Annotated in this window: 1 protein-coding gene; it reads right to left on the reverse strand. The window is 46.3% G+C overall.

Features of this window, described 5'->3' with window-relative positions; all coding sequences use genetic code 11:
* Positions 1 to 257 (reverse strand): IMP dehydrogenase (locus ACYP03_RS26925; protein WP_459782796.1); only part of this gene is annotated, 257 nt, incomplete at both ends.

Raw genomic sequence — 257 nt, forward strand, 5'->3', positions numbered from 1 at the left:
CGGTGACGACGTTACCCGCGCTGATGACTTTATCAGGGAATGCTTTACGGACTTTTTCCACGTACTCGACCAGATGCTCAGAGTAACCGTTCGCGATGTCGATGCAGATAAACATCAGCTCGTCGGTCAGCGCCATAATATCTTTGGTTTTCTGAAAATCAGCATCTGATGTACCGGTTGAGACCATGGCGTGTTTCAGGACATTAGCACTATTTTCTTTAATGAAACTGGCCCAGTCCTCAACACTATAGTGTTTG

It is taken from the genome of Photobacterium sp. R1, assembly GCF_054600795.1.